10 protein-coding genes, 1 pseudogene and 1 riboswitch are annotated in these 13,555 nt (G+C 72.8%); of the genes and pseudogenes, 9 read left to right on the top strand and 2 right to left on the bottom strand.

The window, feature by feature from the left end:
- Positions 1–419: 419 nt before the first annotated feature.
- A complete protein-coding gene (locus ACZ6J5_RS08090; RefSeq protein ID WP_469388911.1) occupies positions 420–3,275 on the top strand; it encodes a DEAD/DEAH box helicase in 2,856 nt (951 codons plus the stop codon).
- A complete protein-coding gene (locus ACZ6J5_RS08085) occupies positions 3,272–4,717 on the top strand; it encodes an SWIM zinc finger family protein (protein WP_469388909.1) in 1,446 nt (481 codons plus the stop codon). The genes ACZ6J5_RS08090 and ACZ6J5_RS08085 overlap by 4 nt, the downstream gene beginning before the upstream one ends.
- 86 nt (positions 4,718–4,803) lie before the next feature.
- Here ACZ6J5_RS08085 and ACZ6J5_RS08080 read toward each other — a convergent pair whose 3' ends face one another.
- Both ACZ6J5_RS08080 and ACZ6J5_RS08075 read right to left on the bottom strand, forming a co-directional pair.
- On the bottom strand, positions 4,804–5,583 hold the full coding sequence (locus ACZ6J5_RS08080) for a hypothetical protein (RefSeq protein WP_469388907.1): 780 nt from the start codon (positions 5,581–5,583) through the stop codon (positions 4,804–4,806).
- A 148-nt stretch (positions 5,584–5,731) separates the two neighbouring features.
- Entirely contained in the window at positions 5,732–6,586 is an 855-nt protein-coding gene (locus tag ACZ6J5_RS08075) for a bifunctional 5,10-methylenetetrahydrofolate dehydrogenase/5,10-methenyltetrahydrofolate cyclohydrolase (RefSeq protein WP_469388905.1), read from the bottom strand.
- A gap of 28 nt (positions 6,587–6,614) precedes the next feature.
- Positions 6,615–6,719: riboswitch (ZMP/ZTP riboswitch) on the bottom strand.
- A gap of 274 nt (positions 6,720–6,993) precedes the next feature.
- On the opposite strand from ACZ6J5_RS08075, the gene ACZ6J5_RS08070 reads away from it, so the two are divergent.
- The 7 genes and pseudogenes from ACZ6J5_RS08070 to ACZ6J5_RS08040 all read left to right on the top strand — a co-directional run bounded on the left by ACZ6J5_RS08070 (position 6,994) and on the right by ACZ6J5_RS08040 (position 13,546).
- Positions 6,994–8,232, top strand: coding sequence for a GAF domain-containing protein (locus tag ACZ6J5_RS08070; protein ID WP_469388903.1), 1,239 nt, complete (start codon positions 6,994–6,996; stop codon positions 8,230–8,232).
- 49 nt (positions 8,233–8,281) lie between these two features.
- Entirely contained in the window at positions 8,282–9,805 is a 1,524-nt protein-coding gene (exaC, locus tag ACZ6J5_RS08065; RefSeq protein ID WP_469388901.1) for an acetaldehyde dehydrogenase ExaC, read from the top strand.
- A gap of 157 nt (positions 9,806–9,962) precedes the next feature.
- Complete coding sequence (locus tag ACZ6J5_RS08060; RefSeq protein ID WP_469388900.1) at positions 9,963–10,163, top strand: hypothetical protein; 201 nt, start codon at positions 9,963–9,965, stop codon at positions 10,161–10,163.
- A gap of 212 nt (positions 10,164–10,375) precedes the next feature.
- Positions 10,376–11,974, top strand: a complete 1,599-nt coding sequence (locus ACZ6J5_RS08055) for an eCIS core domain-containing protein (RefSeq protein WP_469389619.1) — start codon at positions 10,376–10,378, stop codon at positions 11,972–11,974.
- Between the two features lie 165 nt (positions 11,975–12,139).
- Positions 12,140–12,679: a transposase family protein gene (locus ACZ6J5_RS08050; protein WP_469388899.1), complete on the top strand. Its 540-nt coding sequence runs from the start codon at positions 12,140–12,142 to the stop codon at positions 12,677–12,679.
- 13 nt (positions 12,680–12,692) lie between these two features.
- Positions 12,693–12,890 (top strand): hypothetical protein, encoded by a 198-nt coding sequence (locus ACZ6J5_RS08045; protein WP_469388898.1) that lies wholly within the window; start codon positions 12,693–12,695, stop codon positions 12,888–12,890.
- Positions 12,891–13,158: 268 nt separating this feature from the next.
- Positions 13,159–13,546: pseudogene (locus tag ACZ6J5_RS08040) on the top strand (TIGR03618 family F420-dependent PPOX class oxidoreductase).
- Positions 13,547–13,555 lie beyond the last annotated feature (9 nt).

Below are 13,555 nucleotides of genomic sequence, written 5' to 3'. Positions count from 1 at the left end.
GGTGGTCCCGGGCCATGACGGCACCACCCGGGCATGCTCGGGGGGCGCCCCTCGGGCGGGAGGTGGGGCCTTCCCCACCCTTAGGGGTCGAGGTGACGGGGATCACGGCATGAAGGGGCGCGCGCGGAGGGAGGTTCAGGTACCCTCGACCGCTCCACCTTAGGTAGTCAAATTTGAGGAATGCGTTGTCGCTGTCGCCCTCGTCTCCGTCCTCTTCAGCCTCTCCGTCCTCTCCAGCCTCTTCATTCGCTCCAGCCTCTTCGTTCTCTTCGCCGTCATCCCCCTCCCCCGGACTCGGGCGCTGTTCCGCTGTCTTCCTGCCCGCCGATCCGCCGCGCGACGGCCGGGTCGCCTTCTGGGCCCCGGAGTTCACGCCGCCGGCCGGAACGGTCACGGAGCTGACCGTCGTCGGTGACGACGTGCTGCCGCGCACCGTGCCCGCACTGCTGCTTCCCGTACGGGAGGCCCTGCCGGTGCTGATGCGGGCGCGGTCCGCCCCCGACGCCTCTCCCGCGAGTGCCTTCTGGGGCGCGGCGGTCCTGTTCTCCCTCGACCTGGTCGCCCGGGGGCTGCTGCTGCCGGGGCTGACGGCCGGGGACCACGACGCGTGGCGGGTCGGTCCGCTCGGCCCCGAGGAGCTGGCCGCGCTGCGCGACCTCGCCGCCTCCATGCCGCCCGCCGCCCACGCCGTACCGCTCGCCGCCGGGACCGGGACCGGGACCGGAGAAGAGGACGCCGACGAGAGCGAGTCCCTGTTCCTCCCCGAGCAGGAGGGGCTGTTGCGGGCGTTCGCCGACGCCGTCGCCGACGTGCTGCCGCGCACCCCGGCGGCGCCGCTGGCCGCGGGCGGTCCCGCCTTCGCCGCCGACGAGCGGCTGGCGCCGACCGCGATGCCCGAACTCCGGGGCTGGGCCGCGGACGTGGCGGCCGGTCACGACGCGGGCGTGCGGCTGTCACTGCGCCTTGAGCTGGTGGGCGCCGACGGCATCATGGGCGTCGGCGGTCCCGAGGGGATCGACGGAGACTCTCCCGGGCCGTCCTTCCGTGCCGTCCTGCAGATGCACGCCGTCGCCGACCCCTCCCTCGTCGCCGACGCGGCCGAGGTGTGGGCCGGGACCTCCCCGGCGGGCGGGTCCTTCGGCCCCCGGGCCCGGATGGACGCGCTCCTGGCGCTGCGACGGGCCGCGCGCGCCTGGCCGCCGCTGTCCCCGCTGCTCTCGGCGGCCGTGCCCGACGCCGTCGAACTCGCCGACGAGGAGATCGCCGAGCTGCTCGGGCCCGCCGCCCGCGCGCTCGCGGCGACCGGGGTCCGCGTCCACTGGCCGCGCGAGCTGGCGCACCGGCTCACCGCCCGCGCGGTGATCGGACCGCCCGACGGGCCCGAGGGAGCCGACGGGACAGCCGGGACAGACAGGGCCCATGGGGCTGATGCGGCCGATGAGCCGAGTGGTCAGGGCGGGCGGGACCGGGGGGACTGGCTGCCGTCGTTGCTGTCCGCCGGCGCCCTGCTCTCCTTCGACTGGCGTTTCGCGGTGGGCGACGAGGAGCTGACCCGCGCGGAACTCGACCGGATCGCCGAGGCCGGCCGGCCGCTGGTCCGGCTCCGCGACCAGTGGGTCCTGGTGGACCCCGAGGAGCTGCGGCGCGCCCGGGGCTACCGGGACCAGAAGCTGACGCCGGTCGACGCGCTGGGCGCCGTCCTCACCGGCACCGCCGAGATCGGGGGCCGTCAGGTCGAGGTCGAGGCGACCGGCTGGGTGGCGCGGCTGCGCGCCCGGCTCGCCGACCCGGAGGGCGGCGGACCGGCAGGCGGCGGACAGGAGGGCGGCGGGCAGGAGATCGAGCAGCCCGCCGCGCTGGCCGCGACCCTGCGCGACTACCAGCTGCGCGGCCTGGGCTGGCTGCACCGGATGACCTCGCTCGGGCTCGGCGGCTGTCTCGCCGACGACATGGGGCTGGGCAAGACGATCACCCTGATCGCCCTCCATCTGCACCGGCAGACCGCCCCGGAGTCCACCGGGCCCACCCTGGTGGTGTGCCCGACCTCGCTGATGGGCAACTGGCAGCGTGAGATCGAGAAGTTCGCGCCCGGCACGCCGGTGCGCCGCTTCCACGGTCCGGCGCGCGAGCTGGAAGGGCTCGCCGACGGCGAGTTCGTCCTCACCACGTACGGCACGATGCGGCTCGACGCGCCGCGGCTCGCCGGGTGTTCCTGGGGTCTGGTCGTCGCCGACGAGGCCCAGCACGTGAAGAACCCGTATGCGGCGACCGCCCGCGCGCTGCGGACGATCCCCGGCCGGGCGCGGGTGGCTCTCTCGGGCACGCCGGTGGAGAACAACCTCTCCGAGCTGTGGGCGATCCTCGACTGGACGACGCCCGGACTGCTCGGCGGGCTCGGCGCGTTCCGCTCCCGGTACGCCTCGGCCGTCGAGGGCGGGCGCGATCCGGCGGCGGCGGAACGGCTCGCCGCGCTGGTGCGCCCGTTCCTGCTGCGGCGCCGCAAGTCGGACCCGGGGATCGCTCCCGAGCTGCCGCCGAAGACGGAGACCGACCGGGCGGTGGCCCTGACGAAGGAACAGGCGGGTCTCTACGAGGCCGTCGTGCGCGAGACGCTGGCCGCGATCGCCGAGGCGGACGGCATGGAGCGGCGCGGTCTGGTGGTCAAGCTGCTGACCGGGCTCAAGCAGATCTGCAACCACCCGGCGCAGTACCTCAAGGAGGAGGACCCCCGGGTCGAGGGCCGCTCGGGCAAGCTGGAACTGCTCGACGAGCTCCTGGACACGATCCTCGCGGAGGGCTCGGGCGTCCTCGTCTTCACGCAGTACGTGCGGATGGCGCGACTGCTGGAAACGCACCTGGCCGGGCGTGGCGTGGCCACGCAGTTCCTGCACGGCGGCACGCCGGTGGCCGAGCGGGAGGCGATGGTCGCGCGGTTCCAGGGCGGCGAGGTACCGGTGTTCCTGCTGTCGCTGAAGGCTGCGGGCACGGGCCTGAACCTGACCCGGGCCGGGCACGTCGTGCACTACGACCGCTGGTGGAACCCGGCGGTGGAGGCGCAGGCCACGGACCGCGCGTACCGGATCGGGCAGACCCAGCCGGTGCAGGTGCACCGGCTGATCGCCGAGGGGACGATCGAGGACCGGATCGCGGACATGCTGGAGCGCAAGCGCGAACTGGCCGACGCCGTGCTGGGCGGCGGCGAGGCGGCGCTGACGGAACTGACCGACGGGGAGCTGGCGGAGCTGGTGCGGCTGCGTGGGGAGGAAGGGCGATGAGCGGGTACGGGCACGAGACCGGGCACGGGCACGAGACCGGGCACGAGACCGGGGACGAGCGGACGTTCGCGGCGCTGCCGCCGGTGCGGGGCTCGGTGTTCGCCCGGACCTGGTGGGGCCGCGAGTGGCTGCGGGCGCTGGAGGACACGGCGCTCGACGGGCAGCAGCTGAAGCAGGGGCGGCGGCACGCGCGGGCCGGGGCGGTCGGCGCCGTGTCGGCGCGGCCCGGCCGGCTGACGGCCGTGGTGCGGGACCCCGACGGCACGGGGTACCGCGCAGACGTGCTGCTCCAGGAGCTGTCGGCGGCGGAGTGGGACCGGCTGCTCGACCTGGCGGTGGACAGCGCCGGGCACATCGCGGCGCTCCTGGACCGGGAGCTGCCGCCGCACCTGGTGGAGGACGCGGCCGCCGCCGGGCTCGAACTGCTGCCGGGCATCGGCGACCTGGAGCCGGAGTGCGGCTGCGGCGCCTGGGACCACTGCCCGCACACGGCGGCGCTGTGCTACCAGGTGGCGCGGCTGCTCGACGAGGACCCGTTCGTGCTGCTGCTGATGCGGGGGCGCGGGGAGCGGGAGCTGCTGGACGCGCTCCAGGAGCGCAGCGCGGCGCGGGCAGCCGGCGCGACGGTGCCCGGGGAGGGCGCGGGCGGGTCGGACGCCCCGGACGGTTCCGGTGACTCGGGCGCGTCGGACGGCTCGGGCACACCCTGTCTGTCGGGCGGATCGGGTGTGCTGGGCGTGTCGGGCGCGCCCGGGGTCCCGGGCGGCGTGTCCGGCGGCGTGTCGGCGGCGGAGGCGTTCGCCGCGGGCGCGATCCTGCCGCCGCTGCCCGCCCCGCCGGTGCCGCTCGCGGCGCCGGGCGAACCGCCGTCGCTGGACACCGAGGGCGGGCCGGGGCCCGGGCTCGACCCGGCGGCGCTGGAGTTCCTGGCGGCGGACGCGGCGGACCGGGCCCGCCGGATGCTCATGGGCTCGCTCGACGACACGCCGCTGTCTCCGTCGCAGGACGCTGCGCGGCTCGCCGCGGGCGCGCCGGTGGCGTGGATCGCGGCACGACTCGCCGAGGGCTCGGGCCGGGACCGGGCCGCGCTCGAACGGGCTGTCCGGGCCTGGGGCTTCGGCGGCGCGGCGGCGCTCGCGGTACTGGAGGAGGAGGCGGAGCCCGCGCCCGAGGCACTGGTCCGGGCGCGGACCCGGCTGGCGGAGGCGTGGGAGGAGGGCGAGCGGCCGGTGCTGCGTCCGGCGGGGGCGGCGCGCTGGACGGTCGCCGGTGCGGGTGCCCAGCTCCGGCTCGGCGCGGACGGCCGCTGGTGGCCGTACCGCGAGGAGAGCGGTCACTGGACACCGGCCGGCCCCGCCGAGCAGGACCCGGCAGCCGCACTCGCGACCGTGACGGCTACGGGCACGGGCACGGGCACGGCTACGGCTACGGCTACGGCCTGACGGGCCACCGGCCCGCGTGGGGTGACGGTGGGCGCGCCCCGGCCCGCCCGCCGTCCCCCGGCGGCGCGGTCACCCCGGCCCGGCCCTCACTGAAGCGGCGCGGTGAGCCGGCGCCCCGTGCCGGAGGGGGCGGCGAGGCTGCAGACCACGACGTCGTCGCCGAGCAGATAGCTGGTGCGGTACGGGTACTGGACGAAGGTCGTCCAGCGGGTGCCGAGCGGCTGGTCGGCGGCCTTGCGGCGGAGCAGCGCCCGGCACAGCTCGGCGGCGGTGTCCCGGACGGCCCCGTCGTCGGCGTATCGTCCGGTGAGCCGCAGCCGGGCGACGACCTCGGCGTCGTGCGGCGTGTCGCAGCCACGGCGGACGACGGTGCCGGGCGCGTCGCGGTCGATGTCGAAGCAGGCGCCGGCGTGCAGCCGGTCGTACGGGGTGCCCGTGGGCGCGGCCGTACGGCGCGGGTCCGGCCGCGGCGTCCTGGTCACGGGGGCCGGCGCGGTGGGCGTGACGGCCGGTGTGGCGGGGGCGGTGCGGATCTGGCGCGGCTTCGGCGTCCGGGTCGGTTCCGGGGTGCGGGAGGGCCGTGACGAGGGGCTCGTGCCGCGCGCGGAGGGCTGCCTGCCGGGCGTGTCGTACGGCGTGTCGGAGCGCCCTCCGGCGGGTCCCGCGTCCGGGGGCGGCGCGGTGCCCGCCGCGGCGCGCGTGGGTCCGGTGGCGCGCGGCACGCGGGCGTCGGTGCCGCCTCGGGCGGTGAGGGCGACGGAGAGGAACAGGACCGCGGCCAGCGCCAGGGCCAGCAGGGCGCCTGCGCCCGGCCGCCGAGGGGGCCGGGCGCCGCGGGACGGGGATGCCGTCGGCGGGTGGAGCATAGGGAACAGGTTCACCCGGCGTCGCCCATGTGGCGAGCGATATCCGGGACTTGGGCACCGCTCGTACAGAACCGTGACAATCCCGCCGCTGGGGCGAGACCCCGATCACGGGCGGAGGCCCACGGAAGGGACATCCCGGGCGGGCGGGTCACAGTCCGAGCTGGCGCTCGGCCCCCTCGACGGTCTGGGCGAGCAGGACGGCGATGGTCATGGGGCCGACGCCGCCGGGGACGGGGGTGATGAGGGAGGCGCGCTCGGCGGCGCTGTCGAAGTCGACGTCGCCGACGTTGCCCGGGTTGTAGCCGGCGTCGATGACGACGGCGCCCGGCTTGATGTCCTCGCCCTTGATGAAGGCGGGCTTGCCGACGGCGGCGACGAGGATGTCGGCCTCGCGGACGGCGGCAGAGAGGTCCGTGGTGCGGGAGTGGCAGTAGGTGACGGTGGCGTCGCGGCCGAGGAGCAGCAGGCCGGCCGGCTTGCCGAGGATGGCGCTGCGGCCGACGACCACCGCCCGCTTGCCGCTGAGCTCGACGTCGTACGCGTCGAGCAGGCGCATGATGCCGCCGGGCGTGCAGGAGACGAAGCCGGGCAGGCCGAAGCCCATGGCGGCGAAGGAGGCCATGGTGACTCCGTCGACGTCCTTCTCGGGGGCGATGGCCTCGAAGGCGGCGCGCTCGTCGATGTGCGGGCCGACGGGGTGCTGGAGCAGGATGCCGTGGACCTCGGGGTCCTCGGAGAGGGCGGTGATCGCCGCGACGAGCTCCTCGGTGGTGGTCTCGGCGGGCAGCTCGATGTGCTTGGAGCGGATTCCGGCCTTCGCGCAGCGGTTCTGCTTCATCTTGACGTACGTGACGGAGGCCGGGTCGGCGCCGACGAGCACGGTCGCCAGACAGGGGGTGACGCCGGTGCGGCGGGTGATCTCGGCGGCGCGGGCGGCGGTCTCCTCGACCGTGCGGCGGGCGAGGGCGGTGCCGTCCATGAGGCGGGCGGTGCTGGTGGACATGGGCCACTCCTGGGCGTCGACGATGACCGGTGGTTGCCCAGGCGCGCGACGACGGCACGGCCGCGTGATGAGCGCGTCCGCCGGGCCGCTCCCCGGTGGTGATCCACCTCCAGCGCCAGTCACGGCCCGGGACCACTGTACGTGACGGCCCTCCTGACGGGTACCGGACAGGGGGCACATACACGTCCGACGGGACGCTTGTCGGCGCCTCGCGCGCGCACGACGATGGCCTCCATGAGGCGGACGACCTCGCCGGGGAGGCCGAGTTGAGCGAACCGTTGACCGCCGCGACGGGCGGGACGGGCAGGACGGGCAAGACGGACGGAACGGCTGGGACGGCTGGGACGGGCTCGACGGTCGGTGCGGCTGGGACAGGCTCGGCAGGAGGGGTCGGCGGGGCCGGTGCGGTGCGGCGGGCGTACGAGGCGTTCACGGCCGGGGGCCCGCTCGGGGTGCCGCCGGTGCGCCCGCTGGTCGCCGAGTCCTGGCGGCGCTCCGTGCGGGCGCGGGTGAGCCCGGACGGCGCGGCGCGGGTGGAGCTCGACGAGGACGAGCTGGCGGGGCACCGGGAGGAGCATCCGCTGGCGGCGGTGATGCCGGTGATCCGGGAGCTGATGGGGACGTACGCGCGGGACGGCGAGCATCTGATCGCGGTGTGCGACGCGGCGGGGCGGATGCTGTGGGTGGAGGGGCATCCGGGGACGCTGCGCAGCGCGGGGCGGATGAACTTCGTGCCGGGGGCACGCTGGTCGGAGTCGGCGGCGGGGACGAACGCGCCGGGGACGGCGCTCGCGATGGACCGGCCGGTGCAGGTGTGCGCGGCCGAGCACTTCCAGCGCCCGGCGCAGGCGTGGACGTGTGCGGCGGCTCCGGTGCACGACCCGCGCAGCGGGCGCCTCCTCGGCGCGGTGGACATCACGGGCGGGGAGGGCCTCGCGCATCCGCACAGCCTGGCGTTCGTGCAGGCGGTGGCGCGGGCGGCGGAGTCGCAGCTGGCGCTGCTGGCGCCCGCCCCGGCCGCCGGCCGGCCCCGGCTCTCGGCGCTGGGCCGTGACGAGGCGCTGCTCCAGACGGGCGGGCGGCGGCTGCGGCTGAGCCGGCGGCACAGCGAAATCGTGGCGGTGCTGGCGCACCGGCCGGAGGGCGTGGGCGGCGAGGAGCTGCTGACGCTGCTGTACGAGGACGGGGCGGTGACGCCGGTGACGCTGCGGGCGGAGCTGTCCCGGCTGCGGGGCCTGCTGGGTCCGGAGCTGCTGGCCTCGCGCCCGTACCGGCTGACCGGTGAGGTCGACGCGGACTTCCTGACGGTGGACCGGCGGCTGGCCTCGGGGGCGCTGGCGACGGCGCTGGGCGAGTACGCGGGGCCGCTGCTGCCGGGGTCGCGGGCGCCGGGGGTGGTGCGGCTGCGGGAGCGGCTGGCGGGTCGGCTGCGGGCGGCGCTGGTGGACCGGGCCGATCCGGGGCTGCTGGCCGACTGGGCGTACAGCGCGTGGGGCGAGGACGACCTGGCGGTGTGGCGGGCGCTGGCCGCGGCCGTTCCGGCGGCGCAGGCTCCGGCCGTACGGGCGCGGCTGGCCGCGCTCGACGCCGAACTGGGCGCGGGCGCAACGGGCTTGCAACGTCGGGCGGCACAGACTCGGCGCTGAGCACAGCCGGCCCGGGACGGCCGGCGCGGTACGAGGAGAGGCCAGAGCCATGACGCGTTACGCCGCACCCGGCACCGAGGGTTCGATCATGTCGTACGAGCCCCGCTACGACCACTGGATCGGCGGTGAGTACGTCGCCCCGGCGCGCGGGGGGTACTTCGAGAACCCGAGCCCGGTGGACGGCCGGCCGTTCGCCGAGGTGGCCCGGGGGACGGCCGAGGACGTGGAGCGGGCGCTGGACGCCGCGCACGCCGCCGCGCCGGGCTGGGGGCGGACGGCGCCGGCGGAGCGGGCGCAGGTGCTGCTGCGGATCGCGGACCGGATGGAGGCGAACCTGGAGGCGCTGGCGGTCGCCGAGAGCTGGGAGAACGGCAAGCCGGTGCGGGAGACGCTGGCCGCGGACATCCCGCTGGCCATCGACCACTTCCGCTACTTCGCGGGGGCGCTGCGCGCGCAGGAGGGCGCGCTGAGCGAGATCGACGAGGACACCGTGGCGTACCACTACCACGAGCCGCTGGGCGTCGTCGCGCAGATCATCCCGTGGAACTTCCCGATCCTGATGGCGGTGTGGAAGCTGGCGCCGGCGCTCGCGGCGGGCAACGCGGTCGTCCTGAAGCCGGCCGAACAGACCCCGGTCTCCGTGCACTTCTGGATGAGCCTGGTGACGGATCTGCTGCCGCCTGGTGTGGTGAACATCGTCAACGGCTTCGGCGAGGAGGCGGGCAAGCCGCTGGCGTCCTCGCCGCGCGTCGCGAAGATCGCGTTCACGGGCGAGACCTCGACGGGCCGGCTGATCATGGGGTACGCCGCCGAGAACCTGAAGCCGGTGACGCTGGAGCTGGGCGGCAAGTCGCCGAACATCTTCTTCGACGACGTGTGGGCGGCGGACGACGACTTCCGCGACAAGGCGCTCGAAGGCTTCACGATGTTCGCGCTCAACCAGGGCGAGGTCTGCACCTGCCCGTCGCGCGCGCTGATCCAGGGCGGCCACTACCGCGAGTTCCTGGAGGCGGCGATCGCCCGCACCGAACTGATCGTCCCGGGCCACCCGCTGGACCCGGCGACGATGATCGGCGCGCAGGCGTCGGAGGACCAGCTGAAGAAGATCCTCTCGTACCTGGAGATCGGCCAGCAGGAGGGCGCGAAGATCCTGACGGGCGGTCAGCGGATGGAGCACGGCGGTGACTTGGCCGGGGGCTACTACGTCCAGCCGACCATCTTCGAGGGCGACAACCACATGCGGATCTTCCAGGAGGAGATCTTCGGCCCGGTCGTCGCCGTCACCTCCTTCACCGACTTCGACGACGCCGTCCGCACGGCCAACGACACCCTGTACGGCCTGGGCGCGGGCGTCTGGACCCGCGACGCCAACACGGGCTACCGCGCGGGCCGGGCCATCCAGGCGGGCCGGGTCTGGCTGAACTGCTACCACGCCTACCCGGCCCACGCGGCCTTCGGCGGCTACAAGCAGTCGGGCGTGGGCCGCGAGAACCACAAGATGATGCTGGACCACTACCAGCAGACCAAGAATCTTCTGGTGTCGTACTCGCCGAAGCGGCTCGGCTTCTTTTAGGAACACGAGAAGCGGCGCCTGAACTGGGCTTTTACCCGTCAGGCGCCGCTTGCGATGCCACCTCATGCAGACGCCGCTTTTCTTCCGCTCCTCCCGGTTCGTCCCACACCACCCCCAGTCCTGACCAGCTGTTTCCAGCCACCATGTCAGAGATGCGGTGTTCGCCGAGGACGCCTCCACTGTCCATACCGGCAGTGCGCCGAGGGCGATGGCCACGCTGCGGAACCTGGCAATCGGCAGACTGCGGCTGCTGGGAGTGGACAACATCGCCAAGACCACCCGAGCGATCCGGGACGCACTCGAACATGCCATCTGGATCTGGGGCATCACCGACAGCCCACTCCTACCGGGAACTTGAAGCCGACCTGGGCGCTGCGGGGGCCGTCGTGTGGCCGGAAGGCCGGGCTTGCTGCCCCAACCACTGCCCTTGCGGTACTAGCAGGACAGGCTGTGGACAGGTGTCATGAGGGATGTCTCACGTTCCTGAAAGGCATTCCCTTGGCACAGCGCGAGCAACATCAAGACCAGACGTCCACTCCTAAATCCCCGGCGCCCGCCCGGCCGGCGCAAATGAGTCCGGCAGGGCTCCTCGCGCTCCAGCGCACCGTGGGCAACGCCGCCGTCCTGCGTATCCTTCAGCAGGCCGGACATCCTAATGCCCAGCCTCCGGTGCAGCGCAAGGAGGAGGCCGCCGAGCAGCATGTGCATGGTGCGGGCTGTGGTCACCGCCAGGCCGAGCAGCCCGCGCCCCAGGTGCAGCGGTCCGCCGTCCACGACGTCCTCGCGGGCAGCGGCCGTCCCATGGACGCCCCCCTCCGCGAGGAGATGGAATCCCGCCTCGGCGCCGACTTCTCCGACGTCCGTATCCACGACAGCAGCGCCGCCCGCGCTTCTGCAGCCGAGATCGGCGCCCGTGCCTACACATCCGGCAGCAATGTGGTCCTCGGCGATGGGGGGACTGACAAGCACACCCTGGCCCACGAGCTGACTCACGTCATCCAGCAGCGCCAGGGTCCGGTCGCGGGCACCGACATGGGGAACGGGCTGAGGGTCAGCGACCCCTCCGACCAGTTCGAGCGGGAGGCCGAGGCCAACGCCCGCCACGTTTTGTCAACCCCTGCCCCTGTCCAGCGAACCGAGGCTGAGGGACCTCCTCTCGGCTCGGGGACTCGCCCGTCCTCGGATGCACCGATCCAGCGGATGGCATTCATGCGGGCCGGAAACCCAATTAAGGAGTTTCCTGAGAATTGGGGAGTTGAGGAGGAAACTTTCTTCGACCCTCCGCCCAAGGACAACAAAAAGCATTTCGGTCACCCTAGGCCAGGAGCAAACGCTGCGGCCAGCAAAAAGCTGGAGGAGTACAGGAAAAAGAAGCGGGTTCTCCTCGCGGAAATGCTGGCCGACGAGGAGGAGTATCGAGTGAGTGATGCAGCCAGCCTCAAGAGTGCGGTATCGACCTATGGCACCGAGAAGGCGAAAAGGGAAGCCCGCCCCGGAGGAGGGCAAGTGGTGGAGCCCGGCCAAATGTCAGACCATGTGAAAGAGGTCTACGACTCTTTGATCGAGAGTAAACGAGCCTTTCCCGTAGACGAGATATCGAAGTTGGCCAGCAAGGCCGATACACCTGGTAGCGGCTTCTACTACGAGCTCAAGTTTGGAGCGGATGAGCTCGAGAGAGAAAAGGATTGCAAGGTTCAGTTCGGTTCGATGATGAGGACCCACCTTCCGGAATACCTTGGCGGAAACCTGTCCTCCTTCCAAGAGGATAAGCGTACCGAAAAAAGCCCGACTGGTGCCGACATCGTCATCTGGCGCCCTGTGACGCGAACGGGGAACGAGGGCATCCCGCAGGAATATGCCGCCGAGTTCGTCCAGGCGAAGTCAACAGTGTTTGATAATGTCAAAGACAATATCAAAGCCGCCCGGAATCAACTCGAAGGCAATAATGCGAGCGGGGTGGGCGAAAAGAACGATCAGAAAGAAATCACCCTGCGCGGCGAAGGCTACAGTGGTACCATCGCACTCGACATCTCCGGCGGAATCACAGATCTCGGGAAACTAAGGAAACTGGCGGAAGCTGAGCTCATCAGCTCTTACGTCGACAAGGTTCTTGCGTGGGACTCAGTTGAGAAGGAAATGCACGAATTCACGCGACGATCGAGCACGTAATGACCGCCCAGGGGGACCGGTCGGTCCTGGGCGTACATGTGGTCGCGGGCCTCGGTCATGAGTGGTGCAGGGAGTCGGTGGCCAGGGCGGTTGCAAGTTCCGGGTTCGCGTAGATCGTCTGCGCCCAGCGGGAGTTGAGGCAGCAAGAGCACAGGCACGGGACCGGTGATCATCAGGGTGTCTACGCCAGCTGATCACATCGAGGTCCCGTGCCTGCCGCTCCATCCTCCCTGGTCCCTGCCGTCCTGGCGAAACTGGGCCCCCTTCACCAGTACGACACCGGCCGCCTGCGCGCCCACCTCCAGCGCAATACCCGACCCGCGTTCGCGTCGCGGACGGTGGTATCCCCTGGCCGGCCTGCTGCTGATTTGCGCCTGCGCAGTCGTCTCCGGCGCCCGGACCATCACCGAAATCACCGAGTGGGGACAGCGCGCCACCACTACGGTGCTCGAACACCTCGGCATCCGCCGCCATCTGCCCGGATGTCGACGCGCCCCGTTCCATGCCACCTTCACCCGGCTCCTGGCCGCTCTCGACGGTGATGCCCTGGACGCCGCGATCGGCGCCTACCTGACCGGTGAGACCGCCCGCCAGGCGCCGCCGACCGGGACAGCGAAGCGCCGCTGGGCGACGACAGAGAACGGTCGGCGCCTGCATCGCCTGGCTTCGCATCGTCGGCTACGCGAGAGCATCCTGGAGACATGAGGTCGCCCCGCTAGTGGTGCATCCGCCTTCGCCCTCGGGCGGGCGGCGGGTCACCGTCCGCCAAGGCGGCATCCTCGGCCTCGCCCACACCGACAAGGATGTCGTCGAGTTCCTGCGGCGCGCGGGCCTGGAAGATGCCGAGACGCTGCTCGACGATCCCTCCTGGGTGGAGTGGCGCGGCAGTCAGGCCCACACGTACAGAGCCGCCTGAGATCGCAGACTCACCAGCGGTCGGGCTCGCGATTGAGCACGGTACGAGGGCTTCCCACGGAGCGGTCGTGTCACTCGACCGCCTTCCAGAAGACGTACTCCCGGGGTCCGTACGCCCTGCCGGCGTCAGGCGCGTAGTCCCTGACGCCCGGGCGCGGAAGGATTCGCGTTACGGTCGGGGCGCCCTGCGCGGCGCCATTCCGGCGTCCGAGCCACCGCGCCGAGGAGACCGACCGTTGGCCACCGACCCCCTGCCCACAGACGGGGACATGTTCTGGCAGGGGCGCCGGACCTGCTTCCTGACCACGCTCCGGCCCGATGGCTCCCCGCACACCATCCCGGTCGGGGTGACCTACGCCCCTGCGGCGCGGATCGCCCGCGTCATCACCGACGGCGGCAACAAGAAGGTCCGCAACATCCGCGCCGCCCTGGCCTCCGGGGTAGAAGCCCGCGTCAACGTGAGCCAGGCCGAAGGCCGGCGCTGGTCCACCCTCGAAGGCAACGCCGTCGTCAAGGATGACCCCGCCGCCGTCGCCGACGCCGACGCCGACGCCGGTACGCCCAGCGGTACAAGACCCCGCGCGTGAACCCCAACCGGGTCGTCATCGAGATCACCGTCACCCGCGGCCTGGGCCCACCAAGCCTTCCGGCTGGTAACCCTGAGCG

The organism is Streptomyces sp. NPDC042100, assembly GCF_055582325.1.
This window is presented reverse-complemented; position numbering and strand designations above follow the sequence as displayed.